The organism is Xanthobacter sp. NM-59 (genome assembly GCF_021401125.1).
In the GTDB taxonomy this organism is placed as follows: Bacteria; Pseudomonadota; Alphaproteobacteria; order Rhizobiales; family Xanthobacteraceae; genus Xanthobacter.
In genome coordinates, this window is sequence record NZ_JACBFQ010000001.1 from 771,700 (window position 1) to 798,021 (window position 26,322).

At 67.7% G+C, this 26,322-nt stretch carries 24 protein-coding genes; 11 read left to right on the forward strand and 13 right to left on the reverse strand.

Going from position 1 to position 26,322, the window contains the following annotated elements; genetic code table 11:
* From glp to lexA, 3 genes are all read left to right on the forward strand, one after another.
* Entirely contained in the window at positions 1–1,215 is a 1,215-nt protein-coding gene (gene glp / locus L0966_RS03655; RefSeq protein ID WP_234050474.1) for a gephyrin-like molybdotransferase Glp, read from the forward strand.
* 4 nt (positions 1,216–1,219) lie between these two features.
* Positions 1,220–2,209 (forward strand): glycosyltransferase family 90 protein, encoded by a 990-nt coding sequence (locus L0966_RS03660; protein WP_234050475.1) that lies wholly within the window; start codon positions 1,220–1,222, stop codon positions 2,207–2,209.
* 174 nt (positions 2,210–2,383) lie between these two features.
* A complete protein-coding gene (gene lexA, locus L0966_RS03665; protein WP_234050476.1) occupies positions 2,384–3,097 on the forward strand; it encodes a transcriptional repressor LexA in 714 nt (237 codons plus the stop codon).
* Between the two features lie 15 nt (positions 3,098–3,112).
* Here the strand turns inward: lexA and L0966_RS03670 are convergent, their stop codons facing one another.
* Complete coding sequence (locus tag L0966_RS03670; RefSeq protein ID WP_234050477.1) at positions 3,113–5,338, reverse strand: ComEC/Rec2 family competence protein; 2,226 nt, start codon at positions 5,336–5,338, stop codon at positions 3,113–3,115.
* 200 nt (positions 5,339–5,538) lie between these two features.
* On the opposite strand from L0966_RS03670, the gene gltX reads away from it, so the two are divergent.
* From gltX to hspQ, 4 genes are all read left to right on the forward strand, one after another.
* Positions 5,539–6,954, forward strand: a complete 1,416-nt coding sequence (gene gltX / locus L0966_RS03675) for a glutamate--tRNA ligase (protein ID WP_234050478.1) — start codon at positions 5,539–5,541, stop codon at positions 6,952–6,954.
* Between the two features lie 50 nt (positions 6,955–7,004).
* The gene (locus L0966_RS03680) at positions 7,005–7,214 is read left to right on the forward strand and encodes a sulfurtransferase TusA family protein (protein WP_234050819.1); all 210 of its coding nucleotides are present in this window, start codon (positions 7,005–7,007) and stop codon (positions 7,212–7,214) included.
* 141 nt (positions 7,215–7,355) lie between these two features.
* The gene (locus tag L0966_RS03685) at positions 7,356–8,396 is read left to right on the forward strand and encodes a CoA ester lyase (protein ID WP_234050479.1); all 1,041 of its coding nucleotides are present in this window, start codon (positions 7,356–7,358) and stop codon (positions 8,394–8,396) included.
* 139 nt (positions 8,397–8,535) lie between these two features.
* Positions 8,536–8,859, forward strand: a complete 324-nt coding sequence (gene hspQ / locus L0966_RS03690; RefSeq protein WP_234050820.1) for a heat shock protein HspQ — start codon at positions 8,536–8,538, stop codon at positions 8,857–8,859.
* A 653-nt stretch (positions 8,860–9,512) separates the two neighbouring features.
* Here hspQ and L0966_RS03695 read toward each other — a convergent pair.
* Entirely contained in the window at positions 9,513–10,238 is a 726-nt protein-coding gene (locus L0966_RS03695) for an invasion associated locus B family protein (RefSeq protein WP_234050480.1), read from the reverse strand.
* Positions 10,239–10,473: 235 nt separating this feature from the next.
* Here L0966_RS03695 and L0966_RS03700 point away from each other — a divergent pair, with 235 nt between their 5' ends.
* From L0966_RS03700 to L0966_RS03710, 3 genes are all read left to right on the forward strand, one after another.
* On the forward strand, positions 10,474–12,315 hold the full coding sequence (locus tag L0966_RS03700; protein WP_370640611.1) for an extracellular solute-binding protein: 1,842 nt from the start codon (positions 10,474–10,476) through the stop codon (positions 12,313–12,315).
* Positions 12,316–12,525: 210 nt separating this feature from the next.
* Entirely contained in the window at positions 12,526–13,320 is a 795-nt protein-coding gene (locus L0966_RS03705) for an SH3 domain-containing protein (protein WP_234050481.1), read from the forward strand.
* A 96-nt stretch (positions 13,321–13,416) separates the two neighbouring features.
* Positions 13,417–13,770, forward strand: coding sequence for a hypothetical protein (locus tag L0966_RS03710; protein WP_234050842.1), 354 nt, complete (start codon positions 13,417–13,419; stop codon positions 13,768–13,770).
* Between the two features lie 381 nt (positions 13,771–14,151).
* On the opposite strand, the gene mfd is transcribed toward L0966_RS03710, so the two are convergent.
* The 3 genes from mfd to soxR all read right to left on the reverse strand — a co-directional run bounded on the left by mfd (position 14,152) and on the right by soxR (position 18,661).
* Positions 14,152–17,661, reverse strand: a complete 3,510-nt coding sequence (gene mfd, locus L0966_RS03715) for a transcription-repair coupling factor (RefSeq protein WP_234050482.1) — start codon at positions 17,659–17,661, stop codon at positions 14,152–14,154.
* Between the two features lie 51 nt (positions 17,662–17,712).
* Entirely contained in the window at positions 17,713–18,009 is a 297-nt protein-coding gene (locus tag L0966_RS03720) for a succinate dehydrogenase assembly factor 2 (protein WP_234050483.1), read from the reverse strand.
* A gap of 178 nt (positions 18,010–18,187) precedes the next feature.
* Entirely contained in the window at positions 18,188–18,661 is a 474-nt protein-coding gene (soxR, locus tag L0966_RS03725) for a redox-sensitive transcriptional activator SoxR (protein WP_234050484.1), read from the reverse strand.
* Positions 18,662–18,825: 164 nt separating this feature from the next.
* Here soxR and L0966_RS03730 point away from each other — a divergent pair, with 164 nt between their 5' ends.
* Positions 18,826–19,551 (forward strand): SDR family oxidoreductase, encoded by a 726-nt coding sequence (locus L0966_RS03730; RefSeq protein ID WP_234050485.1) that lies wholly within the window; start codon positions 18,826–18,828, stop codon positions 19,549–19,551.
* Between the two features lie 9 nt (positions 19,552–19,560).
* Here the strand turns inward: L0966_RS03730 and surE are convergent, their stop codons facing one another.
* The 8 genes from surE to nagZ form a co-directional block, all read right to left on the reverse strand.
* On the reverse strand, positions 19,561–20,328 hold the full coding sequence (gene surE, locus L0966_RS03735; protein ID WP_234050486.1) for a 5'/3'-nucleotidase SurE: 768 nt from the start codon (positions 20,326–20,328) through the stop codon (positions 19,561–19,563).
* A 68-nt stretch (positions 20,329–20,396) separates the two neighbouring features.
* Positions 20,397–21,866, reverse strand: a complete 1,470-nt coding sequence (gene serS / locus L0966_RS03740) for a serine--tRNA ligase (RefSeq protein ID WP_234050487.1) — start codon at positions 21,864–21,866, stop codon at positions 20,397–20,399.
* Positions 21,867–21,973: 107 nt separating this feature from the next.
* On the reverse strand, positions 21,974–22,780 hold the full coding sequence (gene tatC, locus L0966_RS03745) for a twin-arginine translocase subunit TatC (protein ID WP_234050488.1): 807 nt from the start codon (positions 22,778–22,780) through the stop codon (positions 21,974–21,976).
* Positions 22,777–23,283, reverse strand: coding sequence for a Sec-independent protein translocase protein TatB (gene tatB, locus L0966_RS03750; protein WP_234050489.1), 507 nt, complete (start codon positions 23,281–23,283; stop codon positions 22,777–22,779). Before tatB ends, tatC begins: the two co-directional genes overlap by 4 nt.
* 60 nt (positions 23,284–23,343) lie before the next feature.
* Positions 23,344–23,577, reverse strand: coding sequence for a twin-arginine translocase TatA/TatE family subunit (locus tag L0966_RS03755; RefSeq protein ID WP_234050490.1), 234 nt, complete (start codon positions 23,575–23,577; stop codon positions 23,344–23,346).
* 157 nt (positions 23,578–23,734) lie between these two features.
* Positions 23,735–24,445, reverse strand: a complete 711-nt coding sequence (gene scpB / locus L0966_RS03760) for an SMC-Scp complex subunit ScpB (protein WP_234050491.1) — start codon at positions 24,443–24,445, stop codon at positions 23,735–23,737.
* Positions 24,442–25,248, reverse strand: a complete 807-nt coding sequence (locus L0966_RS03765) for a ScpA family protein (protein WP_234050492.1) — start codon at positions 25,246–25,248, stop codon at positions 24,442–24,444. The genes scpB and L0966_RS03765 overlap by 4 nt, the downstream gene beginning before the upstream one ends.
* A gap of 2 nt (positions 25,249–25,250) precedes the next feature.
* Positions 25,251–26,264, reverse strand: coding sequence for a beta-N-acetylhexosaminidase (gene nagZ, locus L0966_RS03770; protein WP_234050493.1), 1,014 nt, complete (start codon positions 26,262–26,264; stop codon positions 25,251–25,253).
* Positions 26,265–26,322 lie beyond the last annotated feature (58 nt).

A 26,322-nucleotide genomic window follows, 5' to 3' on the forward strand; every position in this document is an offset into this window, starting at 1 on the left:
ATGGCGCTGATGAGCGTCGAGGAGGCCCTCAGCCGCGTGACCCACTCGGTCACGCCCCTGGGCATCGAAGAGGTTCCGGTGGAACAGGCGGCGGGCCGGGTGCTGGCCGCGGACCTCATCGCGCGCCGCTCCCAGCCGCCGGCCGACATGTCGGCCATGGATGGCTATGCCGTGCGCGCCGCCGACATCTCGATCACACCCGCGACCCTCACCGTCATCGGCGAATCCGCCGCCGGCCGCCCGTTTGTCGGCGGCATGGGCCCCGGGCAGGCGGTGCGCATCTTCACCGGCGCCGTGATGCCGGAGGGCGCCGATACGGTGGTGATTCAGGAGAACACCAGCCGCGACGGCGATCTTGTCACCACCACGGCGGCAACCGCCGCCCTGCGCAATGTCCGCAAGCTTGGCTGCGATTTCCTGCAAGGCGCCCCTGGGCTGCGCGCCGGCCGCCGCCTCACCAGCCGCGACATCATGCTGGCCGCGGCCATGGACCACGCCACCATCCCGGTGGCCCGCCGGCCCCGCGTCGCCATCATCCAGACCGGCGACGAGCTGGTGCTGCCCGGCCGCGGCACCGGCGCCGAGGGTGAAATCGTGGTGTCCAACGCGTTTGGCCTCGCAGCCCTCGCCAGCCGCGCCGGAGCCGTGGTGACGGACCTTGGGCTGGTGGGCGACGAACTCGCCGACATCCGCGCCGTGGTCGCCCGTGCCCTCAATGGGGATTTTGATCTTGTAGTGTCGTCTGGCGGTGCCTCGGTGGGCGATCACGACCTGATGGCGCCCGCCCTGCGCGCCGAGGGCGTGGACCTCTATGTGCACAAGATCGCGCTGCGCCCGGGCAAGCCGCTGATGTTCGGCACCCGCGGCGCCGTACGGTGCCTGGGCCTGCCCGGCAACCCCGTCTCCTCTCATGTGTGCGCGCTGTTGTTCCTCGAGCCGCTGGTGCGGGCCATGCAGGGCGATGCCGCCGCTGTTGTGCGCACCGCCCCTGCCCGGCTCGCCGTCGCCGTGCCCGCCAATGATCAGCGGCGAGATTTCATGCGCGCCCATATGGAGCATGACGTCGACGGCTCGGTGCGGGTCACGCCCGCCGCGTCCCAGGACAGCGCCATGCTGAGCGTGCTCGCGGCGGCCGATTGCCTGCTGGTGCGCCCGCCGTTCGCCCCCGCTGCCAAGGCCGGCGACCCCTGCGAAATCATCCCATTCCACGATTGATGCCATGGCCACGGGCAATCTGAGCTTCGAGATCGAAAAGGCCGCGCGGCGCGTGACCTATTACGTGCAAGGCCTGCTCCGCGACCTTGCTCCCCACGCCCTGCACGCCCCGCAGCTCGCCGCCGCGCGCCGCATGGCGCAGGCCCATGGCGCGGATGCGGACCTTGTGTTCCGCGTCAACTACTACAACAAACTTGCGGCCGGCGTGCCGCACCCCATCACCCTCATGCCGCGCCCCCACGTGCGGTCGGGCAGCCGCTATTATTACGACCTGATGGAGGCCCTGCACGCCTTTCCGGCGCCGCTCCGCCCCCGCTATCAGTTCGGTGACGTCATCGCCGTTCCCGACCAGCCCACCATTCTGAAGAGCCGCCCCATTGCCGGCGACAACCAGAATTCGGTCCTGTTGAAGCTCGATCGATTCCGCCACTACCAGCTGTACCGCGATCCCCTCTCCTTCGACGAGAAGCGTCCCATGGCGGTCTGGCGCGGCGGCGGCAATCTCCCGTGGCGCCAACGTCTCGTCGCCCGCCACGCCACCAATCCCCGCTGCGACATTGGCTCCGTCGCCGCATCCCCCGGCGGCCCGCCGCCGAAGCCCTATCTCTCGCCATTCCAACAGCTCGGCTACAAGTACATCCTCTCCATCGAGGGGAATGATGTGGCCACGAACCTGAAATGGATCATGGCGTCGAACTCCCTCTGTTTCATGCCTCCGCCGCGATATGAAACCTGGTTCATGGAAGGCACGCTGAAGCCCGGCATCCATTATGTCGAGCTCCAAGCCGATTATGACGACCTGGACGAGAGAATAGATTATTTCAATCGACATCCGGATGAAGCGCGCACGATCATTGCCAATGCACAGGCCTATGTTCGGCAATTCTTCAATCCGAGGCGTGAGCGGCTCATCGCGCTTCTCGTTCTGCAGAAATATTTCGAGCGCACTGGGCAAGCCGAGCCCTGGCCGCAGTCGGCTTCGCTCTTCACGTGAAGAAAGATCGCGCCAAAGAGATCTTCACCCTTGCGGAACACAAAAGGAACAGATAGAAGCTGTTCATGATTTGTTTCGCATATTTGCGACACCATCGCGCGCTTGCCGCCCCTGCCGAACTGTCCGGCAGGGCCGCACCGCTGGTGGTCGGCGGCACCGGGAACGGGGGGTGAGATGCTGACGCGCAAGCAATACGACCTGCTTCGCTTCATCCATGAGCGGCTTAAGGAAACCGGCGTGCCGCCGTCCTTCGATGAAATGAAGGAGGCGCTGGACCTGCGCTCCAAGTCGGGCATCCATCGCCTCATCACCGCGCTGGAAGAACGCGGTTTCATCCGGCGCCTGCCCAATCGCGCCCGCGCCCTGGAGGTGGTTCGCCTGCCGGACAGCGTGGCGCCCGGCCTCACGACGCAACGGGGCGCGGGACGCGGCTTCTCTCCCTCGGTCATCGAGGGCAGCCTCGGCAAGGTCCGCCCTGTTGCCGAGGATGAGGAGGAAAGCGGACAGACCGTCGCGGTGCCCGTCATGGGCCGCATCGCGGCCGGCACGCCCATATCGGCCATTCAGAGCCGCAGCGCCACATTGAACGTTCCGCCCGAAATGCTGGGCCAGGGCGAGCATTTCGCGCTCGAAGTGCGCGGCGACAGCATGATCGAAGCGGGCATTCTCGACGGTGACACCGTGCTGATCCGCAAATGCGACAGCGCCGAAACCGGCGACATCATTGTGGCGCTGGTGGACGAAGAGGAAGCAACGCTCAAGCGGCTCCGGAAAAAGGGCGCCTCCATCGCGCTGGAGGCAGCCAATCCAGCCTATGAAACCCGCATCTTCGGCCCGGACCGGGTGCGCATCCAGGGTCGGCTTGTCGGCTTGATGCGGCGCTACTGAGGGCGGGGCGCGGTCTCACTCCGTCGCGGCGTCATCCTCGGCCTCGTTGGCGGCTTCGGTCTTGCCGGGCGGGGCGGGCGGAAGCGGGGGCAGCCAAGGCCGGCGAATGGAAGGGTCGCGCGTGGGCTGTTCACGCAGGCCCGCTTCGTCTCGGAAGAAGGCCAGCGTACCGGTGCGGTCGAGATCCTTCGGCGTCACGACACGGGCGGGACATCCCGCAGGCGGTGTGTCTCGGGTCACGACGATGCGGGCGTTGAGGCAATCGGCAGCGAGCCCCTCCGCGCGGCGCGAAATCGCGATCGTGCCGCCGCCTGGCAGAGGGGCGGCACAACCCATCGGGTCGCAGGCAAAGCCATTGTCGAGTTCGGGCGAGCGCGCCGTGCGGCGGTCGCCCTCGCGGGCCAACCATTGCTCCACCAGGATGCGCTGGCCCTTGGCCCCCACCACGGAAAGTCGGCCGTCGCCTCCACGCACCGCCACGGTCGTCGCATTGGGGGCGATCAGCACATCCGGTGGCTTTAGGGGGCCTGAGGCGGCGAGGGCGAAGGCGAAGGCCGGCACGGCGATGAGGCTCGGTAGCCCGCGCAGCAGGCAGGTGGACAGGAGGGCGAGGCTGAACCACAGCAGAGCTGCGGTGTTCAGCGTGTCGATTCGAGCATCCGCGCCCGGCAACCCGGCGACGTAATCCGACACCGCCAGCATGATCTCGATGCCGGTGCCCATGACGGGCCAGGCTAGCCCGTCCCAGCCAAAGGGCATCAGCAGCACGCCGATAAGGCCGAACGGCATGACCAGCAGCGAGACGGCGGGCATGGCGGCGAGATTAGCCAGCAGCCCGTAAGGGGCGAACCTCTGGAAGTGATAGGCGGCGAACGGGCCGCTGGCGGAGCCGGCCACCAGCGCGGTCACCACGATCCCCGCAAGGAAGACCACCGGCATCATGCCGATTCGCGCCAACAGTCCTTCCGGGCGGGGCAGCGCCCGCAGCGGCTGCAGCCTCTCATATGCGGCCACCAGGGCCAATGTAGCCGCAAACGACATTTGCGGCCCAGGATCGAGCGCCGCCTCGGGCGTCAGGCCGATCACGACGACGGCGGCAACGGCAAGGGTCCGGAGGGTCAGCGCCCTCCGCCCCATGATCACCCCCGCGAGCACAAGTGCCGTCATCACGAAGGAACGCTGGGCGGGAACATCATTGCCGGAAAGGATGAGGTAGAAGGCGCTGCCGGCAAGCGCGAGCAGCGCCGCCATGGCCTTGATGGGCCAGCCCAGCGCCAGCGCCGGCACCAGGGCCAGGCCGCCCCGCGCCAGGGCGAACAGGGTGCCCGCGACCAGCGCCATATGCAGCCCGGATATAGAGAGGATGTGCGTCAGGCCCGATACGCGCATGCCCTCCTCCACCTCCTTCGGAATCGCGGAACGATCGCCAGCTACAAGCGCAACCGCGATCTCCCCCGGCACACCGTGGAGCACGGCGCGGATGCGCGCCCCGAGTGCTGCACGCACGCCATCGACCAGCGTAGCGATCCGCACCGAAAGGGGAGGCTCGTTCGCCGCGAGAACCACCTTAGGGCGGCCAAGACCGAAGCCGACGGCATCAATGCCCTTGAACCAGAGCGCGCGCCCGAAATCGTGTGATCCGGGCATTGCGGGTCCAAGCGGTGGAAGCAGGCGCGCGAGCTGGGTGATGTGGGCTCCCACCGGCGGCGCCATGCCCGGCCGGAGCGAAAGCCGCACCAGCCGGGGAGACCCCTCGACGCCGGAAATTGCCCCGCCGTCCAGCCGCAGCAGAATACGATCACTCCCCACGCGCCGCTCGAGGCTTTCTACATAGCCTGAAAGGCGCACCGGAAAAGCGGGCGCCTTCGCCACCACCTCATGCCAAACCAGGGCCGTGCGCACGCAGCCGGCGGAGAAGCCAGCGGAGAGGGCCAGCAGGCCCGCGAACACACGCACCATCACGGCATTGCGCCGTCCCGCGAAAAGCGCCCCCGCCAAGGCCCCAGTGAGAAGCAAGGCGGCGATCAGGGAAGGCTCGTTGGGTGCCGCAAAATAAACCAGCACCCCGACGGCGAACGCCACCGGCAACCACAAGGCGAGACGGCCGGATTCCGCTTCCGCGACCAGATCCGCCCCCAGGCGCCGGAGCAGCCCGGCCCACAGCAGATCGAAGCGAACAGTACCCGACCGCGCGCCGGCGGCGACGGCAACGGCGCGCGCAGCCGATCGCGCCGGCGCCATGCGCCCGCGACCGTGCCCGCTCTCACCCTGCCCGCCCCCCATCTCACCCCGCCCTGTGTCGCGACCATGTTTCTTGTGCGAGGCGCCTATGCTACACGGGCGCCTCGCGCGCGCCACGGCGGACTCATCGGGTGCCGGCGGCGCGCCCTGCCCGTTTCCGTCGCCTTCGCTCCGCGGGGCGCCCGGCCGTCGAGTTCCCCATGTCCGAGATCGTCACCCGCTTCGCCCCTTCGCCCACCGGCTTCCTGCATATCGGCGGTGCCCGAACGGCGCTGTTCAACTGGCTCTACGCCAAGGCGAAGGGCGGCAAGATGCTGCTGCGCATCGAGGACACCGACCGTCAAAGGTCCACCAAGGAGGCCATCGACGCCATCCTGGAAGGCCTGTCCTGGATCGGCATCGACTGGGATGGCGAGCCCATCTACCAGTTCGCCCGCGCCGAGCGGCATCGCGCCGCGGTGGAAGAGATGCTGGCCAAGGGCAATGCGTATCGCTGCTATGCGAGCGCCGAAGAGCTCGAAGAGATGCGCGAGCTCGCCCGCAAGGAGGGCCGGCCGCCGCGCTATGACGGCCGCTGGCGCGATCGCGACCCCTCCGAGGCACCCGCGGGCCGCGCGCCGGTCATCCGCCTGAAGGCCCCGCGCGAGGGTGAGACGGTGATCGAGGACATGGTGCAGGGCACCGTGACCTTCCCCAACAAGGACCTCGACGACCTCATCCTGCTGCGTTCCGACGGCACGCCCACCTACATGCTCGCCGTGGTGGTGGACGACCATGACATGGGCGTCACCCACATCATCCGTGGCGACGACCACCTGACCAATGCCGCGCGCCAGACGCAGATTTATCGCGCCCTGGGCTGGGACGTGCCGCGCATGGCGCACATTCCCCTCATCCATGGCCCGGACGGGGCCAAGCTCTCCAAGCGCCACGGGGCGCTGGGCGTGGATGCCTATCGCGACATGGGCTATCTGCCCGCCGCCCTGCGCAATTATCTGGTGCGCCTCGGCTGGAGCCATGGCGACCAGGAAGTCTTCTCCACCGAGGAGATGGTGAGCTATTTCGACCTGGACAAAGTGGGCCGCTCCGCCGCCCGCTTCGACTTCCAGAAGCTTGAGAACCTGAACGGCCAGTATATGCGCGCCGCCTCCGACGCCGAGCTGATGGCCGCCGTGGACGCGCTGGTGCCCCACCTGCCCGACGCCGCGCATCGCCTTGCCCGCATGACGCCGGAGCGGCGCGCCCAGCTCACCGCCGCCATGCCGGGCCTGAAGGAGCGCGCCAAGACGGTGGTCGAGCTGCTGGACAATGCCGAGTTCATCTTCGAAACCCGGCCCCTGCCGCTGGATGAGAAGGCCAAGACCCTTCTTTCCGATGCCGGCCGTGAGCACCTGGGCAAGCTCGTGCCGCTGCTGGAAGCCGCCGAATGGACCGCTGCCGCCACCGAGGCCGCCGTGCGCGCCTATGCGGAGCAGGCCAGCGTGAAGCTGGGCGCGGTGGCGCAGCCGCTACGCGCCGCGCTCACCGGCAAGTCCACCTCCCCGCCCATCTTCGACGTGCTGATGGTGCTCGGCCGCGAGGAGAGCCTTGCGCGGCTGAAGGACCAAGCCAAGTGAGCGAAACAGGGGATCCAGCGCCCGAGCAGACGCCCGTGGAGCTGGACCTCATGGGTTTGAAGTGTCCGCTGCCAGCCCTGCGCACCCGCAAGGCGCTGGCGGCCCTGCCCGTTGGGGTGCGGCTGGTGGTGACCTGCAGCGACCCCCTGGCCGTGATCGACATTCCGCATGCCGCCCATGAGATGGGGGCGATGCTGGAGAGCCGGACGGTGGAAGATGGTCGCCTCACCTTCACCTTGCGAAAGGTGCGCCTGACCTGAAGCCCCCGGCCTTTTGTGGGCAACATCACCGGCAGCGTCCCGCGCGGCGTTGCGCACCGGTGTGAGCTATGATGCAGTGCAGTCTCGGATGAGCCCGGGCCCGGGGGACCTGTTCCCGCCGGCCCGCGCCAGGGGGGATCAATGAAGCTTCCGCGTCAGTTCTTCAAGCCGCTCGCCATCGGCGCGCCCGCGCCCTATCGCGAACTGCCGGTGCGTCTGGAGCGCATGATTCACTTCGTGCCGCCGCATCTGGAGAAGATGCGCGCCAAGGTGCCGGACATCGCCAAGCAGGTCGACGTGGTGCTGGGCAACCTTGAGGACGCCATTCCCAGCGACGCCAAGGAAGCCGCCCGCAAGGGCTTCATCGAGATGGCCCAGGCCACCGATTTCGGCAGCACGGGCCTGTGGACCCGCATCAACTGCCTCAACAGCCCCTGGGTGCTGGACGACATCACCGAGATCGTCGCCGCCATCGGCAACAAGCTCGACGTGATCATGCTGCCCAAGGTGGAAGGCGCCTGGGACATCCATTATCTGGACCAGCTCCTGGCGCAGCTGGAAGCTCGCCATGGCGTGCAGAAGCCCATTCTCATCCACGCCATTCTGGAGACCGCCGAAGGCGTGAAGAATGTGGAGGAGATCGCCGCCGCCTCCCCGCGCATGCATGGCATGAGCCTGGGCCCGGCGGATCTGGCGGCCTCGCGCGCCATGAAAACCACCCGCGTGGGCGGCGGCCACCCCGATTACAAGGTGCTGGCGGACCCGGACGGCGACAAGCCGCGCATCGGCTTCCAGCAGGACCTCTGGCATTACACCATCGCCAAGATGGTGGACGCCTGCGCTGCCAACGGCATCAAGCCCTTCTACGGCCCGTTCGGCGACTTCGCCGATCTCGCGGCCTGCGAGAGCCAGTTCCGCAATGCCTTCCTGCAGGGCTGCGTGGGCGCCTGGTCGCTGCACCCCACCCAGATCGACATCGCCAAGCGCGTGTTCTCTCCCGATCCGGGCGAGGTGGCCTTCGCCCTCAAGATCGTGGAAGCCATGCCCGACGGCTCGGGCGCCGTGATGATTGACGGCAAGATGCAGGACGACGCCACCTGGAAGCAGGCCAAGGTCATCGTGGACCTTGCGAAGATCGTCGCAGCCAAGGATCCGGAAATGGGCAAGGTCTACGGCCTGTGACATAATCCGGCAAAGTATGAGGAGGCGGACGATGGGCACACAGGAAAAGACGCGCGCTCTCTCCGCCGTTGGCACTGTGGAGATGGTGGGGGCCATGCCCCCACCCGTGGAGGTCGCGGCGGACGTCGAGGCCCCGCAGATGCGGATGGCGAAGTTCCGGATCGGCGAGGTGGTGCGCCACAAGCACTTCCCCTTCCGGGGCGTGGTGTTCGACGTGGACCCCGTGTTCGACAATACCGAGGAGTGGTGGCTGTCGATTCCGGAAGACATCCGGCCCGATAAGAACCAGCCCTTCTACCACCTGTTCGCGGAAAACGCGGACAGCGAGTATGTGGCCTATGTCTCCGAGCAGAATCTGGAGCCGGACACCTCTGATGAGCCCCTGCGCCATCCCCGGGTGAACGAGATGCTGCTGGAAGACGGCGATGGCGGCTGGCGGGTGCTTCCGCGCCTTGTGAACTGAGCAGCGGCAAGGCCCCGAGGTCCCACCCCGGGGCCATGCGGCCGCCCAAGTGGGCTCGGCTCTGGGGCGCGGCGGCGCGGTTCCTGCGCGAATGGATGCGACTTGGACGAAGACCGCGCGTGCATGCAATGCAATAAAGCGCTGTCCCGTGTCGCTGAGATGGGGAAATGCAGCCGATTTCCGCGTTTTGACTTCGGCCGAGGTTCAACGCCGAGAAACCGGCCGCACGCATGTCCCGCCCCTATTCTCCCCTCATGTACAGATCGCAGCGCTAGCGCCATACACGACCTGCGTCGATCTCCTCCCGTCGATCTCCCCCAGGACGCAGCAAGGCCATGCGCGTACCGGATGCCCTACGGCGCCGTGAGCTGACCGCCGGGCCGAACCCCCAGCCGTCGCGTCACCACACCGACCCAGGCCCGCGCCGGAGTGTCCTTTCTTCCTGATGCCGCCGGGCCGCGGAACGGTCTGCCCCATCACCCGGCAGCGTTGGCACCGGGGGCTCTGCTCCAAAACAAAACGGCACGCCCTTGCGAGCGTGCCGTTCGTCATTTCCCACATCGAGCGCCACCGTAAATCCCGATCCGCGCGGCCGCGCGCCGCATCGGTTCTGGGATCAACCCGGGATCACCCTCAGATCATTTGCAGCCAGATCACTTGCCGCTCGTGCCAGCCTTCTCGAGCTCCTGCCCCTTCTTCAGAAGAGCGGCCTTGTTCTGCTCTTCCTGGGCCTGGGCCTTGGCGCGGGCCTCTTCGAGGCGCTTGCGCTCCTGCTCCATGGCCACCTTGGCGTCCACGCCGGGGCTGTCATAGGTCTTGCCGAAATCGGCGTTGGAAATGGGCAGGCTGAGGGTGCGACCCACGCCGTTCACCATCTGAAGATAGACCGCATTGGCCTTCTTCAGCTTGGCGATGAAGCTCGCGTCCACCTCAACGTCGCCGATGCAGGTGGCGCCGCCGCCCTGGATGGGATTGCAGATGACGAAGGGAATCGACACCGGCTCCTTGTCGAGGGTGATGCGCATGCCGGGCTGCAGGCGCATGCCCAGCGGCACGGACACGTTGAGCCGCTTCTTCGCCTCGTCCTTCATCTCGACGATGTCGATCTTGGCGATGGCCTGGCTCTCAACGCCCAGGATCTGGGTGAGCACGCAGACCTGCTTCTTGTTCTCCGGATTCTCCTGGCAGATCTTCTGCCACGGCGAAGCCGAGAACTTCACCTCCGGTTCGGCGCCGCCCTGGGCGGGCTTGCCCTGCTGGGCCTGCGCGGCGGGCTTCGCGGGCTGCGCCTGAGAGAAGGCCGGGCCCGCAAGCGCCACAGTGAACAGCGTTGCGGCGACACCCGCCGAGAGCCGCGCGATGGAATGGGTCTTGGTCATTGGGGCCTTTCCTGTGGTCCTGCCGGTCGTTCACCTTCGCGCACGACGGCTGGCCCGCACCTGCATCATGACCCGGGCTGTCTCCGGACCAATTGAGGCAAGATGGTGGCGGGCCGCGAACTGTGCCTGCCTGGGTCGACTTTGCGTGCTACCTTGCCGACGAATGAGGCCAATACACGACCAATATCGAAAAGAACAAGCCGCATCGACGCGGAACGTCGCAAGAGAAGGAACCATGGGGCGCAAATCCACGCGGATCAAGGGTATCGGGCTGTTCGCCCTGCTGCTCCTCGCCCTCTGCTCGCCCTTACGGGACGGCGCCCGAGCCGAAGAGAATCAGCCCGCGGCAGCCGCCGTCACCGCGCCAGCCATTGCCATGCGCGGCCTGCCCGATCTCGCGGCAGGCTTCGCCTCCCTGCCCTATGCGAATCCCGAGGCCCCCAAGGGCGGGCGGCTCACGCTCTCCCAGCTGGGCACGTTCGACAGCCTCAATCCTTTCATCGTTAAGGGATCCGCCCCCGGTTTCGTCCGCAATTACGTGGTCGAGCCGCTGATGGCGCGCTCGTTCGACGAGCCCTTCACCCTCTACCCCCTGCTGGCGCAGTCGGTCACCACTGATGCCGAACGCAGCTTCGTGGAGTTCACCCTCGACCCACGCGCGCGCTTTTCCAATGGCGCGCCGGTCACAGCGGACGACGTGCTGTTCTCGTTCGCGCTCCTGCGCGACATGGGGCGGCCGAACCATCGGCTGTATTATGGAAAGGTGGCCAAGGCCGAAGCGCGCAACATCCACACCGTGCGCTTTACCTTCACCGAGCCGGACCGTGAACTGGCCCTGATCATGGGCCTCATGCCGGTGCTCGCGCGCGGCAGCGTCGACCCCACCCGCTTTGAGGAAACCAGCCTCGCGCCACTGATCGGCTCCGGTCCCTACACCACCGGGCCCGTGGAAGCGGGAGCCGCGGTGACGCTGGTGCGCGATCCGCACTACTGGGGGCGTGACCTGCCGTTCAATCGTGGCCTCTACAATTTCGATGAGCTCCGCTTCGTTTATTTCCGCGATGCCAATTCCGAGTTCGAGGCCTTCAAGAAAGGCCTGATCGACGCCCGTTTCGAGAGCGACCCCACCCGCTGGGAGACCGGATACGACTTCCCCGCGGTCCGCGCCGGAGAGGTGGTGAAGGAGGTCATCCCCACCGGCACGCCCAAGCCCTATTCAGCGCTGGTGTTCAACACCCGGCGGCCCCTGTTCGCCGAAATCCGCGTGCGCCGCGCTCTCATCGAGCTGTTTGATTTTGAATGGCTCGACCGCAATTTCTATCACGGCCTTTACCAGCGCACGGCGAGCTTCTTCCAAGGCTCCGAACTGTCCGCCCTCGGCCACGGTGCCGATGCGCGAGAGCGTGAGATTCTCGCCCCCTATCCGGATGCCGTGGTGCCGGACGTGCTTGCCGGCACCTATCGCCCACCGGTCTCCGACGGCACGGGCCGTGATCGCGAGCGCCTGCGCGCCGCGCTCGCCCTGCTGGGCGAAGCGGGCTGGCACCTCAAGCAGGGCGCCCTGGTGAATGGGGAGGGCACGCCGTTCGCCTTCGAGATCATGGTGGCGACGCGGGACCAGGAGCGGCTTGCGCTCGCCTATGCCGCCCAGCTCAAGCGGGCCGGCATCGCGGCGCGGGTGCGGTTCGTGGATGCGGTGCAGTTCGATGCCCGGCGCAATGCCTATGACTTCGACATGGTTCCCTTCATCTGGAGCCAATCCCTGTCCCCCGGCAACGAGCAGGCCTTCTATTTCGGCTCCGCCGCCGCCGACACGCCCGGCACGCGCAATTATATGGGCGCGAAGAATCCCGCTGTGGATGCCGCCATCGCCGCCCTCCTCGCGGCCCACGACGAAGGGGACTACATCTCGGCCGCGCGCGCCCTCGATCGAGCCCTGATCTCCGGCGCCTATGGCGTGCCGCTGTTCCATACCCCGGGCCAATGGCTGGCGCGCTGGACGCGCATCGCCCGACCGGAGCGGGCCTCCCTTTATGGCACCCTGCCCGAGACGTGGTGGCGCGCGCAGAATCATTGACAGCACACCCTGCGCGCGTACCATCACACCACCTTCGGGGCATAGATCAGCCGTAATCACGGGCCAGTTTCACACACGTTTTCGCGAGACGGCTGCGGCCGACATTGCTAGGGCCTTTCCTTGGGGCATCATCGGGAATCGAAGGACGTCGCCGCGCATCAGGCGGCGACCGGCCATCCCTATCGGGATCGGCCCGTCGAGGAGGGAGTGATGGCCGACCCCCGGCGTTCGCACGAGGATACAGTCTTCGAGCGAACCGCAGCGTCGTCACAAGCCACGTCGCCACCGCGTCGCGCCGCGCCCGACCAGGGGGTGCGGCCACGCATAGGCCGCGGGCCGCGTCGCACCAGGCGCAAAACCGTCGCGCGCGTCGACGCGGGGGTGGCTCTGCGCTCCGCTGCCATTTCGGCGGCAGTGGCGGTGTTCGTGCTCGGCGGCTTTTTTGCGCTGCAAAGTCTCGGAATCTGGCGTGACCACGAGGCCGCGCTCGGGCGGGAAAAGCTGATGGATCCGCCATCCAGCGTGGCTGCCGGTGGGCTGGTGCCGACGACTGCTCCGGCGCCGACAGAAAGCAGCCTGGAGGTCCGCCGCTCCGCGTCGCTCCTCGGCAAAGAGCCAGCGGCCGAGCCACCCGCGAACACCGCGCCATCGGCAGCGGCTGCGGAGACTGCGCCCGAACCCAAGCCCGGCCAACCCACTGCCGCGGATTTCGAACGCCCCGCCTTTCTGGAGCCTCTGGAAGCGGACGAAGAGCCTAACGAAACTGGCGGTGCCGCAGCGGCTGCGTCGCGTGCGGCCGGTTCCGCGCCCTCCTCCAGCGACAATGGCCGCGAGGGGCGCATCAACACGCCCATCAATCTGCGCAACGCCCCGCAGCGGGGCGCCACTGTGCTCGCGACCCTGGCCGCCGGCACCAAGGTCACAATCTACGGATGCAAGTCCTGGTGCGAGGTAGCGGCCGACGGCAAGCGGGGCTATGTATATCGGCGTGCGGTGGATCAATGATCCGCACCGGATCGCCACGAGCGCGGGCACGTCTTCGACACCAAGATGCCCAAAGGTCATGTGGCATTCGAAACGACGAACAGGAAAGGATCTGCCATGAAGAAGAGCATTGTTGCGGGAGCAGCACTTCTGGCTCTGGCACTGGCTTCCGGCGCGGCCTCGGCGCAGGGCGTCGTGAAGGGGGCCGAGCAGGGCGCCGATAAGGGCGCGGCGGCCGGCGACAAGGCGGCGGGTCCGGTCGGCGGCGCCGTGGGTGGCACCGTGGGTGCCGTGGGCGGCGCGGTCGGCGGTGGCGTCGTGGGCGGCGTCAAGGGCGCCGGCCAGGGCGCCGAGAAGGGCGCGCAGGCCGGTGAGAAGGCCGCGGGCCCCGTGGGCGCCGTCGTGGGCGGCACGGTGGGCGCTGTCGGCGGCACCGTCGGCGGCATTCTGGGCGTCGACGGCAAGAAGTGAGCCCCACAGGCTCGGGCCCGATCAAGGCCTCGTCCCTGAAGTGACATGCACCGGCTGTTCCGGAAGGGAGCAGCCGGTGTTTTCATAGCTGCACAGTGTCCGGAAAGGCGTCTCGCCGCCATTACCCAAGGCGGCGCCGAGTGCATCGCACCCCGCGCGGTGTGGGCCGCATGGGGCGCGGGCCCTTCGCCACGGCTCACGTGTTTGCCAAGTCCAATGGGGCACCGAGCGCTCCACCTGCCCCCCGGTCGAGCGGCCAACCTAAAGCATGAGCGCGCAGCCCAAGTCTTTTCCCATTTTCTGAAACGGGAAAAGACTTGGGCCTATTGGGCCGGAGCGTTTTCTCAACGCAAACCGGAAACCGCTTCGCACAAAAGGGCCTTAGAGCCCCTTCTTCTGGGCCAGGGCCGCCAGCTTCTTGAGCACTGTCAGCGTGCCCTTCAGCCGCGCTTCCGGATTCGCCCAATCGCGCAGGAACACCACCTTGAAGTCCGGCCGCACCTTGGCCTGCGAGCCTTCCTGGGCGATGAGCTTTACCAGCCCTGACGGATCGGCGAACTCGTTGCCACGGAAGCCCAGCACCACGCCCTTGGGGCCGGCATCCACCTTCTCCACATTGGCCGCGCGCGCCAGCGCCTTGATCTTCGCGAGCTGGAGCAGGTGACCCACCTCCTCCGGCGCGGGGCCGAAGCGATCGGTAAGCTCGGCGCCGAAGCCGTCGATCTCCTGATCTTCCTGAAGGTCCGCGAGCCGGCGATACAGGGCCAGCCGCACATGCAGGTCCGCCACATAATCCTCGGGGATGAGGACCGGCGTGCCGATGGTGATGTTGGGCGACCACTTGTCGTCCACATAATCGGTGATGCCCGCCTTGATGTGGGCGATCGCCTCGTGAAGCATCTCCTGGTAGAGTTCGTAACCGACTTCCTTGATGTGGCCGGACTGCTCGTCGCCCAGAAGATTGCCAGCGCCGCGAATGTCGAGATCGTGACTCGCCAGCTGGAAGCCCGCGCCCAAAGTCTCCAGCGATTGCAGCACCTTGAGCCGCCGCTCCGCCTGATGGGTGATGGCCTGGGCCGCCGGCACGGTGAAGATGGCATAGGCCCGCGCCTTGGCCCGGCCGACACGCCCGCGCAGCTGGTAAAGCTGGGCAAGGCCAAACATATCGGCCCGGTGCACGATCAGCGTGTTGGCATTAGGCACGTCGAGGCCCGATTCCACGATGGTGGTGGACAGAAGAACATCATACTGGCCATCGTAAAAGGCCGTCATGATGTCCTCGAGCGCACCGGCGGACATTTGCCCATGGGCCACCGCCACCTTCACTTCAGGCACAGAGGCAGAAAGGAACTCCTGCACCTCCGCCAGATTTTCAATGCGCGGCACCACATAGAAGCTCTGGCCGCCGCGATAGCGCTCGCGCAGCAACGCCTCGCGCACGATCAGGGGATCGAAGGGCGTCACGAAAGTGCGCACCGCCAGGCGGTCCACCGGCGGGGTGGCGATGATGGAGAGCTCGCGCACCCCCGTCATGGCCAGCTGCAGCGTGCGCGGAATGGGCGTGGCGGTGAGGGTGAGCACATGCACCTCGGCGCGCAGCTGCTTCAGCCGCTCCTTGTGGGCCACGCCGAAATGCTGCTCCTCGTCCACGATAACAAGGCCCAGGTCCTTGAACTGGATGGTCTTTCCGAGCAGCGCGTGGGTGCCCACCACGATGTCGATGGTACCCTCCGCGAGCCCCTTCTTCACGGCGGTGAGCGCCTTACCCGTCACCATGCGCGAGGCCTGGGCGATGTTCACCGGCAGGCCCTTGAAGCGCTCGGAGAAGGTCTTGAAATGCTGGCGCGCCAGCAGGGTCGTGGGCACCACCACAGCCACCTGCTTGCCGGAAAGCGCCGCCACGAAGGCCGCCCGCAGCGCCACCTCGGTCTTGCCGAAGCCCACATCGCCGCACACCAGCCGGTCCATGGGATGGCCGGAGCCGAGGTCGTCGACCACGGCCTCGATGGCGGCTTCCTGGTCGTCCGTCTCCTCATAGGGGAAGCGGGCGCGGAACTCGTCGTAAAGGCCGGTGGCGACGGTGAGCTTGGGCGCCTCGCCGAGCTGGCGCTGGGCCGCGATCTTGATGAGCGCGGACGCCATCTCGCGGATGCGCTTCTTCATCCGCGCCTTGCGCGCCTGCCAGGCGCCGCCACCCAGCTTGTCGAGCTGGGCCTCGGTCTCCTCGGAGCCGTAGCGGCTCAGCAGCTCCAGGTTTTCCACCGGCAGGAACAGCTTGTCGCCGCCCGCATAGTGGATTTCCAGGCAGTCATGGGGCTCGCCCATGGCCTCGATGGTCTTCAGGCCGATGAAGCGGCCGATGCCGTGGTCCACATGCACCACGAGATCGCCGGCGGTAAGCGCCGTCAGCTCGGAAATCACGTCCTGCGGCTTGCGCGCCTTGCGCTTGGGGCGCACCAGCCGATCGCCGAGAATGTCCTGCTCGCCGATCAGGGCGAAATCCGGGGTCTCGAAGCCGGCTTCCACGCCGTAGACTGCCAGCGCCGCCTGGGTCTTGGGGAAAGCCGAGATGCTCTCGAAGCGGGAGATGGCGGCGGCGCCGGTCAGGCCATGGTCCGCCAGAACCGTGCCCAGGCGCTCGCGCGAGCCTTCCGACCAGCCGGCCAGGATGACCTTCTTCTCCTTCTGCAGCTCGCGCACATAGGCCACGGCGGCATCGAAGACATTGCCGTCCGGGTCCGCCCGTTCGGCGGCGAAGGAGCGGCCCTTCACGCCACCCACGTCGATCACCTCGCCCGCCTTGCCTTCCGGAAAGGCGAACGGCGACAGGCTCGCGACCCGCGCGGCACCGATGCGCGCGGTCCATTCCGGTCCGGTCAGATAGAGCCGGTTGGTGGGCAGCGGATTGTAGATGGGCCCGCCCGCCGGGTGCTCCAGCGCTTCCTTGCGGGCGGCATAATAGTCGCCGATCTGGGCGATGCGCTCGCCGGCCGCTTCCTCGATCAACGGATCGAGCACCAGCGGGCTTTCCGAAACATAGTCGAACAGGGTGTCCATGCGCTCGTGAAAGAGCGGCAGCCAATGCTCCATGCCCGCATGGCGCCGCCCCTCGCTCACCGCCTCATAGAGGGTATCGCCCTTCTGCGCGGCGCCGAACTCGGCCACATAGGCCATGCGGAAGCGCTTCATGGTCGAGGTGGTGAGCTGGAACTCGGCCATGGGCACCAGATCCAGCGAGCGCAGCTGCCCGGTGGTGCGCTGGGTTTCCGGGTCGAAGGCGCGGATGCTTTCCAGCGTGTCGCCGAAGAAGTCGAGCCGGATGGGCGCGTCGAGGCCCGGCGGGAACAGATCGATGAGGCCGCCGCGCACCGCATATTCGCCGGTGTCGCGCACCGTGGGGGTGCGCAGGAAGCCGTTCTGCTCGGCCCATTGGGTCACGCCATCGAGGGCGATGGCGTTGCCTGGGGCGGCCGAAAGGGACTGCGCCGCCACCAGCGCCTTCGCAGGCACGCGCTGCACCGTGGCGTTCACGGTGGTGAGCAGCACGCTCGCCTTGCCGCCCTTCACCCGCGCGAGGCGGGCCAGCGTTGCCATGCGGCGGGCGGAAATGCTCGCATTGGGCGAGGCGCGGTCATAGGGCAGGCAATCCCAGGACGGGAAGCTGTGGACCTCGACTTCCGGAGCGAAGAAGGCCAGCCCCCGCTCCAGCGCCGCCATGCGCTGGCCGTCGCGACAGACCACCACGAGGCTCGGCCACGGCGCGTTCTTCTCGGCCGCGACCGACCGGGCGAGGTCTCCCACCACCAGGCCCTCCATGCCCTCCGCAACGCGGGAAAGGGTCAGGGGCCGGCCTTGCACCAGCGCTTCGGCGAGCGGGCGGGGACGCTTCACTTTCAAAGACTCCGAGGAAGGGGACGCGGGCAGGAAAGTCGGGAGCGGGGCCTATTCCGGCACGCCCCGGCCCTCATCGTGGAAGGCCTTCATGCGGGTGAACAGGGGCGTGTCATATTCCCCCGGCACCGGCTTCGTCTCGGAGATCCAGGAAAAAATGTCATGGTCCTGGGCATCGATGAGATTCTCGAACGCGTCGAGCTCGGCATCGGAGAGATTTCCGATCTCCGCATCCGCGAACTTGCCCATGATGAGGTCCATCTCCCGCATTCCGCGATGCCAGGCGCGATAGAGGAGGCGTCGGCGGCGCGGATCGAGATCGGCGCTGGAGCGCTGGGTGCCCGACATGAGATGACCTTTCGGCAGTGAACGGCACGAACGGCCGCACCCGAAAAGGAAGCGTCCGCAGGTTTCCACGCCGCCGCTTATAGAGGCAATGGCCCAGCATTGGCCAGCCTTCCGCGCAGCGCCCTTCTGGGGCGGCGCATTTGCCCCAGGCGCGCCGTCTCCCCCCCGCGGCGAAGTGCTAGCGGCCCTCCCCCTCGTGCGAGGAGGTGAGGAGCACGGCGCCCGGGCCACATGTGGCGAGGGTGTCATCGGGATTACGGAGCGGACAATCGTCCAGGGACAGGCAGCCGCAGCCGATGCAGCCCTCCAGGTGGTCGCGCAGCTCGGTCAAGCCGTCGATCCGGGCCTGAAGCGCGGCCTTCCAGTTGGCGGCCATGGCGCGCACATCCGCCGCGCTGGGGTTTCGTCCCGGCGGGATGGGGCGCAGCAGCGCCGCGATCTCCGCCAGCGACACGCCGAGCCGTTGGGCCACGCGGATGATGGCAACGCGCCGCAGAATATCGCGCGAATAGCGGCGCTGGTTGCCGCCGCTGCGCTGCGAGGCGATCAGCCCCTTCGCCTCATAAAAATGCAGGGTGGAGATATTCACCCCGCTGCGCCGCGCCACCTCGCCCACCGAAAGCAGGATGGGCGCCCTTGCCGCACCGACCATGCCCGTGCCCGCCTTGACCTCAACTATGGTTGAGGTTTTATACGAGGTGTTGGCTTGCACGCGCAAGCTCTCCGGGCCATCTGGCCACGGGGTTCCAACAGCAGCCGACGCCACGGTCCATTTTGCCCGCGGGCGCGCCTGTCGCACTTCGGAGCGGATTTGTGATGGACCATTTTCCCGCCATTGCCCTCGTCAGCGGCGCCAATCGTGGCATCGGCCTGGCCATCGCCACCGGCCTGGCAAAGGCCGGCATCCTCGTGCTGATGGGCGCGCGTGATCTTGCCCGCGGTGAAACCGCCGCCGCCGCGCTCACCGCCCAAGGCCTGAAGGCGCGCGCGGTGCAGCTGGACACCACGGACGAGGCCAGTATTGCCGCCCTCGCCCGCCTGATCGCGCAGGATTACGGGCACCTCGACAGTCTCATCAACAATGCCGGCATCGCGCTGGATTTCGCGCCGGACCTCACGGTGAGCGAGCGCATGGAGCGCACCCTTGCGGTGAACGTGGTCGGCACCGTGCGGCTCACGGAGGCCATGGTGCCGCTGCTGACGCGCTCCGGACGCGGGCGGATCGTCAATGTGTCGTCGGAGCTGGCGTCGTTCGGCCTGCGGGCGCGGGCGGACTGGCCCTATGCGGAATTCGCCTTGCCCACCTATGCCGCCTCCAAGGCCGCCGTGAACGCGCTGACGGTGAGCTATGCCCGGCAGCTCGCGGCGGCGGGCATCAAGGTCAATTCCATCTGCCCCGGCTACACCGCTACGGAGGCCACCAATTTCGCGGGGGACCGCACACCCGAGCAGGCCGCCGTCATCGCCATCCGCTTCGCGCAGCTGGACGATGAGGGACCGACCGGCGAGTTCGTCAACGAAGCGGGCGAGCTGCCCTGGTAGGCGCTGCCCTTACTTGCCCTCGAACAGCAGGGCGAGCCGTGTCATCAACGGCTCGTCCGTCATGTCGAGGCGCAGCGGGGTGACGGAGATGCGCCCCTCATCCAGGGCACGCAGATCGGAGCCGGGAGCCGTCTCGAAGATGCGGCGCTCGAAGGCGATCCAATAATAGGGGTTGTTGCGCCCGTCGCGGCGCGGCTCAATCCGCATGAGCTTCTGGTCCCGCCGGCCCTGGGCGGTGGCGGCGACCCCGGTGATCTCCTCCGGCGCGCGGTCGGGAAAATTCACGTTCATGACGATGCCGGCCGGAATCCCCTCCTCCAGCAGCGCGCGGATAATGCGCGGGCCGTGGGTCTCGGCGGTGAGATAATTGGGGTTCTCCCGGCTCTTGATGCCGAAGGCCTGGGACAAGGCGATGGAGGGAATGCCCAGGATGGTGCCCTCGATGGCGCCCGCCACGGTACCGGAATAGCTCACATCCTCAGCGATATTCTGGCCCCGGTTGATGCCGGAAAGCACCAGATCCGGCGGCTGGTCGGCCAGGATGTGGCGCACCGCCATGATGACGCAATCGGTGGGCGTGCCCTTCACCGCGAAGCGGCGCTCGTCGATCTGCCGCAGGCGCAGCGGGTCCGAAAGGGACAGCGAATGAGCGACGCCCGATTGGTCGAACTCAGGCGCCACCACCCACACGTCGTCGGAAAAGGTGCGCGCGATGCGGGCGCAGGCATCGAGGCCGGAGGCGTGAATGCCGTCGTCGTTGGTCACCAGAATACGCATGTGTCTCCCGCCTTCTCGCCGCGCCCGAAAGAAAGGCGGCGCCCCCTGACGCCGCCTGCCCGCTCGCTCTACTTCAGCTTCTCGATGGTCTTGAGCCCGCCCATATAAGGAGCCAGGGCATCGGGCACCGCCACGGCGCCATTCTCCTGCTGGTAGGTTTCCAGCACTGCCACCAGAGCACGGCCCACGGCCACGCCCGAGCCGTTCAGCGTGTGCACGAAACGCGGCGCGGCCTTGCCGTCCTTGCCCTCGGCGGGGCGATAGCGGGCATTCATGCGCCGCGCCTGGAAGTCGCCGCACACCGAGCACGAGGAAATCTCGCGGAACGCCCCCTGCCCCGGCAGCCACACCTCGATGTCGTAGGTCTTCTGCGCCCCAAAGCCCATGTCGCCGGTGCACAGGGTCACCACGCGATAATGCAGGTCCAGCTTCTTCAGCACCGCCTCGGCGCAGGCCAGCATGCGCTCGTGCTCCTCGCCCGATTTCTCGGGCGTGGTGACGGAAACCAGCTCCACCTTGTTGAACTGGTGCTGGCGGATCATGCCGCGCGTGTCGCGCCCCGCCGCACCTGCCTCGGCCCGGAAGCAGGGGGTGAGCGCCGTCATGCGCAAAGGCAGCTCTTCCTCGGAAAGAATGCTTTCACGCACCAGATTGGTCAGCGGCACCTCGGCAGTGGGCACCAGCCACAGGCGGTTGGCCACCTGCACCTTGCGGATATGGGCCGCCAGGTCCACCCGATCGAGTGCGCTCGGCACATCGAGCCCGGAGGCGAGCAGCCCCGTAATCTCCTGCGCGGCAATGTTCTGCGCCTCGGTCAGGGCGGCGGAGAACTCCACGGCGCGGGTGGTGGAGAACTGGTCATCCTCGAATTTCGGCAGCTGGGCGGTGCCGTACATGGCCTCGTCCCGCACCAGAATGGGCGGGTTCACTTCCATGTAGCCGTGCTCGCCGGTGTGGGTGTCGAGGAAGAACTGGCCGAGCGCCCGCTCCATCCGCGCCAGCGGCCCCTTGTTCACCACGAAGCGCGCGCCGGAAATCTTCGCGGCGGTCTCGAAGTCCATCTGGCCGAGACCCTCTCCCACCTCGAAATGCTGCTTGGTCTCGAAGGCGTAGCCGCGCGGGGTGCCGTGGCGGTGGCGCTCCACATTGTCGTGCTCGTCCTTGCCCACGGGCACGTCCGGCAAGGGCACGTTGGGAATGGCGGCAAGCTCGGCTTCGAGCTCCTGCTCAACCGACTTCACCTCGGCCTCGAGCGCCGGCACGTCTTCCTTGATCTTGGCGACCTCGGCCATCAGCGCCTGGGCGCGGGCCTCGTCCTTCTGCGCCTTGGCCTGGCCAATCTCCTTGGAGGCGGCGTTGCGCCGCGCCAGCAGGCCTTCCAGGCTGGTGAGCGCGGTGCGGCGCTGCTCATCAAGGCCGATGATCTTCTTCACCAGGAGGTCGGCGACCAAGCGCGCCTCCGCGGCCTCGCCGCCACGCCGGGCGAGGGCGTCCACCAGGCCCTCGGGCTGTTCGCGGATCCACTTGATATCGTGCATGTGCCGGCCTCTTTGCTTGCCGCATAGGGCCGGGCTTGGGCGGCCCGCATGGGCCGCACCCCCGTCCCCGTCCAAATCGCGATGGTCTGGAAGACGCTTCGCCGCGCTCAGCCCGCGGAGATGTCGGCCGCCTCGCGCGCCGCCTCTTCCGCCGCCCGCCGCTTTTCGACGACGCCAACCAGATAGACGGACACCTCGTAGAGAAGCAGCGTCGGCAGGGCAAGGGAGAGCTGGCTGATGACGTCCGGCGGCGTGAGCACCGCGGCAGCGATGAACACGCCAACGATGGCGTAGCGCCGCGTTTTCCGCAGCATGTCCTGCGTCACAACGCCAATGCGGCCCAGCAGCGTCAGCACCACCGGGAGCTGGAAGCAGATGCCGAATGCCAGGATCAGCGTGGTGATGAGCGACAGATATTCCGACACGCGCGGCAGCAGCGAGATTTCTGCGTGCCCGTCGCCGCCGGCCTGCTGCATGTTCAGGAAGTAGGTCATCGCCAGCGGCATGGCGACGAAATAGACGAAGGCCGCGCCGATGAGAAAACAGATGGGCGTGGCGATGAGATAAGGGCGGAAGGCCGCCTTCTCATGCTTGTAGAGGCCCGGCGCCACGAACATGTAAAGCTGCGCCGCCACCACGGGAAACGACAGGAACGCCGCCCCGAACATGCCCAGCTTGATCTGCGTGAACAGGAATTCCTGCGGGGCCGTATAGATGAGCTTGATGCCCGGCGCGAAGCCCGAGGCAAACTCATAAGGCCACAAGAGCAGGTTGTAGATCTGCTTGGCGAAGGTGAAGCACAGGAAAAACGCCACCAGAAAGGCGACCAGCGACTTGATGAGGCGCGCGCGCAGCTCGATCAGGTGATCGATCAGCGGGGCCTTCGATGCGTCGATATCGTCCTCGTCGCTCATTGCTGACTCGTGCTGGGCGCTGGGGTCTGGGCGGGCGACGGCGCGGGCACCGGCGAGGATTCGACAGGGAAGACAGGCGGCGGCAGCGGCTCATCCGATGGCGGGGGAATCAGCGCCTCCACCGGCGCCTCGGGCGCGGTCGGCGCGGGGCCTGGCGCACCAGTGGCGGTCTCCGCCGCAGCCTTGGGCGGGGCTGCGCCCTCCACCGTGGCCCGAATCTCCTCGCGAATCGACTTTAGCGGGTCGAACGCCTCCCCGGCGCCGACGCTCGTCATGGACGAGCGGGCGGTGTCGGTGATGTCGGTGATTTCCTTGCGCATATCGGCGATATCCGCCTCGCGCAGGGCTTCCTGGAACTGCCCCTGGAACTCGCCGGCCATGCGGCGCAGTTTCGTCACGGTGCGGCCCACGGTGCGCAGCACCGAAGGCAGCTCCTTGGGGCCGATGACGATCAGCGCCACGATGCCGATCAGCATCAGCTCGGACCAGCCGATATCGAACATAAGCGCCTCACGCCGGCGGCCGCACGGCCGCCTTTCTCAACGCAAAAGGGGAACGGACCGTCAGACGGCCTTCTTCTCGCCCTCGGTGGCGGCGCTGGTGGTCTGGCTCGGCAACGGGCGCGGGGGCTCGGATGCGGCCGGCTTCGCGGGCTCGTCGTCCTCGGCCATGCCCTTCTTGAAGGACTTGATGCCCTTCGCCACGTCACCCATCAGGTCGGAGATCTTGCCCCGGCCGAACAACAGGAGCACCACGGCCAGCACCACGATCCAGTGCCAGATGCTCATCGAACCCATTCCGGTCATCCTCCGAAAGGTCTCAGGACCCCCATACCGCAGCATTGGGGTATTCGGAATCTGACACTAGGCCCCAGGCGCGGCGAAAACAAGGACGCCCGCCATGTCCACAGGCCCCGGCCATGTCCACAGGCCCCGTGGTGGCGGCGCGCCCCGATCAGCCCTCGTCGTCACCGGGCGGTGGCGAAAGCGTGAAATCGAGGGGCTCCGGCTCCAGCGGCTCCTCGTCCTCCCGCAGGGTGATGTCATCGGACGGCAGGGGAATCGCGAATCCAGCCGGAATGCGCCCATCCAGCAGCCCGGCGCCTTTCAGCTCGTCCATGCCCGGCAGGTCGGAAACCGCATCGAGGCCAAACTGCACCAGGAAGGCGCTGGTGGTGCCGTAGGTGACCGGCCGGCCGGGGGCCTTGCGGCGGCCGCGCAGGCGGATCCACCCCGTTTCGAGCAGCACATCCAGCGTGCCCTTGGAGGTGGAGACGCCGCGGATCTCCTCGATTTCCGCCCGCGTCACCGGCTGGTGATAGGCGATGATGGCGAGCACCTCCACAGCCGCGCGGGAAAGCCTGCGCTGCTCGGGCACAAGGTCCGCCAGCGCCGGCGCAAGATCGGGCGCGGTGCGCAGCATCCAGCCGCCGGCCACCTTCACCACGTTCACCCCCCGCCGCGCATAGTCGGCCGCCAGCGCATCGGTCAGGGCGCCGATGTCCGCGCCTTCAGACAGATGCGGGCGCATCGCGCGCGCGTCGACTGGCGCCGAGGAGGTGAACAGCAACGCCTCCACCACCCGCAGGTCGCGCACGAACGTGGCGGCGCGCTCGTCATCGGGGCGCACGTCGAACAGATCGATGCGCGGCGCCGGCTTCTTCATGTGTTCTCTCCCGCCCCGCGTGCCCGCGCGCGCAGCCACAAGGGCGCGAATGGAGCCTCCTGGCGGATGTCGACAAGCCCCTCGCGCACCATCTCCAGCGTTGCAGAGAAGCTGGAGGCCAGCGCCGTCGCCCGCTGGTCGGGCCGGGTGAGATACTCTACCAGAAATTGGTCGAGCCGCATCCAGTCGGTCAGCAGATCGCGGCCCAGCAACCGCTCCAGCCGCTCGCGCGCCTCCGCCAGGGACCACACCGCACGCATCTTCAGGGTGACTGTGGACAGAGCCTGTGTCTGCCGCTGCCGCGCATAGGCGGAAAGCAGGTCGTAGAGGGTCGCGGTGTAGGCTACCGGGCGCTGCGGCAGGCTCGCGGGGTCCGGGCGGGCGCGGGCGAAGACCTCCCGCTCCATCTGCGGGCGCGCCATGAGCTGCTCGGCCGCCTTGCGAATGCGCTCCAGGTGGCGCAAGCGCCGGGCGAACGCCTCCGCCAGCTCCTCCGCGCTCGGGCCCTCTTCCTGCGGCGGGGCGGGCAGAAGCAGCCGCGACTTGAGATAAGCAAGCCACGCCGCCATCACCAGATAGTCGGCCGCCAGCTCCAGCCGCCCGCGCCGCGCTTCCTCAATGAAGGTGAGATACTGGTTGGCCAGGGCCAGGATCGAGATGCGGGTGAGGTCCACCTTCTGCGTGCGCGCAAGGGCCAGCAGCAGGTCGAGCGGCCCCTCGAACCCGTCGAGATCCACCACGAAGGCTTCTTCCCCGCTCTCCGGGCGCTCGTCGCCAAGCTCGGGGAAGTCGCCGCCGGCCATGGTCAGGCCGTGGCGCCCAGCCGGTGCGCCACCTCGGCCCGCAGGGCCGCCGCGTCAACCTGCCCGGCCGGCTGGCGCAGAGCCAAGGCGCGCGCGGCACGCTCGGCGGCAAGCCCCTCCAGCAGCGGCGCGGCGCCGGCCACCTGCTCCATCTCCTCCATTTTGCCATTGCAGTGCAGGAGAAGGTCACAGCCCGCCGCGAGAGCGGCACGGCTGCGGCTCTCCAGCGTGCCCGCCAGGGCGCCCATGGACAGGTCGTCGCTCATGAGCGCGCCCGCAAAGCCAATGCTGCCGCGAATGATGTCGCGCATCACCACCTGGGAGGTGGTCGCCGGGTGTTCCGCGTCGATGTCCAGGTAGACCACATGTGCCGTCATGCCGAGCGGAATGTCCGCCAGGGCGCGGAAGGCGGCAAAGTCGGTCGCCTCCAGCTCGGCCCGGGACGCGCGGACCACCGGCAGCTTCTCATGGCTGTCGGCCGGGGCGCGGCCATGGCCGGGAATGTGCTTCACCACAGGCAGCACGCCCCCTTCCAGCAGCCCTTCCGCCGCCGCGCGCGCGAGCGCAGCCACGGCGACCGGCTCGGTTCCATAAGCGCGGTTGCCGATGATGCCGTGCCCGTCCGGATGGCGAAGGTCGGCCACCGGCAGGCAGTCCACATCGATGCCGAGAGCGGCAAGATCGGCTGCGATGGCGCGCGAGTTCAGCCGCGCCGCCACCAGCGCGGAGGCGGGATCGGTGAGGTAAAGGTTGCCGAACGCCTCGGCCGGCGGGTCGTCGTGCCAATGGGGCGGGCGCAGGCGCTGCACGCGGCCGCCCTCCTGGTCGATCAGCACCGGCGCCGCCCAGCCGACCGCATCGCGCAGCTCGCTCACCAGGGTGCGCACCTGGTCCGGGCTTTCCACATTGCGCGCGAACAGGATGAAGCCCCACGGCGCGGTGGCGGCGAAGAAGCGCCGCTCCTCAGCCGTGATGCGGAGGCCGGAGCAACCGGCGATGAAGGCCCGTGACGACATGATCTGCCCCTATAAGCGCTCCCGCGTCGCGTCAAGGCGGTGCGGCGCCCAAATAAAA

Excerpts from the sequence above, each read along its gene's own strand:
- glp (WP_234050474.1), top strand. The coding sequence starts at position 1 with ATGGCGCTGATGAGCGTCGAGGAGGCCCTCAGCCGCGTGACCCACTCG.
- L0966_RS03660 (WP_234050475.1), top strand. The coding sequence starts at position 1,220 with ATGGCCACGGGCAATCTGAGCTTCGAGATCGAAAAGGCCGCGCGGCGC.
- lexA (WP_234050476.1), top strand. The coding sequence starts at position 2,384 with ATGCTGACGCGCAAGCAATACGACCTGCTTCGCTTCATCCATGAGCGG.
- L0966_RS03670 (WP_234050477.1), bottom strand. The coding sequence starts at position 5,338 with ATGGCGCCGGCGCGATCGGCTGCGCGCGCCGTTGCCGTCGCCGCCGGC.
- gltX (WP_234050478.1), top strand. The coding sequence starts at position 5,539 with ATGTCCGAGATCGTCACCCGCTTCGCCCCTTCGCCCACCGGCTTCCTG.
- L0966_RS03680 (WP_234050819.1), top strand. The coding sequence starts at position 7,005 with ATGGGTTTGAAGTGTCCGCTGCCAGCCCTGCGCACCCGCAAGGCGCTG.
- L0966_RS03685 (WP_234050479.1), top strand. The coding sequence starts at position 7,356 with ATGAAGCTTCCGCGTCAGTTCTTCAAGCCGCTCGCCATCGGCGCGCCC.
- hspQ (WP_234050820.1), top strand. The coding sequence starts at position 8,536 with ATGCGGATGGCGAAGTTCCGGATCGGCGAGGTGGTGCGCCACAAGCAC.
- L0966_RS03695 (WP_234050480.1), bottom strand. The coding sequence starts at position 10,238 with ATGACCAAGACCCATTCCATCGCGCGGCTCTCGGCGGGTGTCGCCGCA.
- L0966_RS03700 (WP_370640611.1), top strand. The coding sequence starts at position 10,474 with ATGGGGCGCAAATCCACGCGGATCAAGGGTATCGGGCTGTTCGCCCTG.
- L0966_RS03705 (WP_234050481.1), top strand. The coding sequence starts at position 12,526 with ATGGCCGACCCCCGGCGTTCGCACGAGGATACAGTCTTCGAGCGAACC.
- L0966_RS03710 (WP_234050842.1), top strand. The coding sequence starts at position 13,417 with ATGAAGAAGAGCATTGTTGCGGGAGCAGCACTTCTGGCTCTGGCACTG.
- L0966_RS03720 (WP_234050483.1), bottom strand. The coding sequence starts at position 18,009 with ATGTCGGGCACCCAGCGCTCCAGCGCCGATCTCGATCCGCGCCGCCGA.
- soxR (WP_234050484.1), bottom strand. The coding sequence starts at position 18,661 with ATGGTCGGTGCGGCAAGGGCGCCCATCCTGCTTTCGGTGGGCGAGGTG.
- L0966_RS03730 (WP_234050485.1), top strand. The coding sequence starts at position 18,826 with ATGGACCATTTTCCCGCCATTGCCCTCGTCAGCGGCGCCAATCGTGGC.
- surE (WP_234050486.1), bottom strand. The coding sequence starts at position 20,328 with ATGCGTATTCTGGTGACCAACGACGACGGCATTCACGCCTCCGGCCTC.
- serS (WP_234050487.1), bottom strand. The coding sequence starts at position 21,866 with ATGCACGATATCAAGTGGATCCGCGAACAGCCCGAGGGCCTGGTGGAC.
- tatC (WP_234050488.1), bottom strand. The coding sequence starts at position 22,780 with ATGAGCGACGAGGACGATATCGACGCATCGAAGGCCCCGCTGATCGAT.
- tatB (WP_234050489.1), bottom strand. The coding sequence starts at position 23,283 with ATGTTCGATATCGGCTGGTCCGAGCTGATGCTGATCGGCATCGTGGCG.
- L0966_RS03755 (WP_234050490.1), bottom strand. The coding sequence starts at position 23,577 with ATGGGTTCGATGAGCATCTGGCACTGGATCGTGGTGCTGGCCGTGGTG.
- scpB (WP_234050491.1), bottom strand. The coding sequence starts at position 24,445 with ATGAAGAAGCCGGCGCCGCGCATCGATCTGTTCGACGTGCGCCCCGAT.
- L0966_RS03765 (WP_234050492.1), bottom strand. The coding sequence starts at position 25,248 with ATGGCCGGCGGCGACTTCCCCGAGCTTGGCGACGAGCGCCCGGAGAGC.
- nagZ (WP_234050493.1), bottom strand. The coding sequence starts at position 26,264 with ATGTCGTCACGGGCCTTCATCGCCGGTTGCTCCGGCCTCCGCATCACG.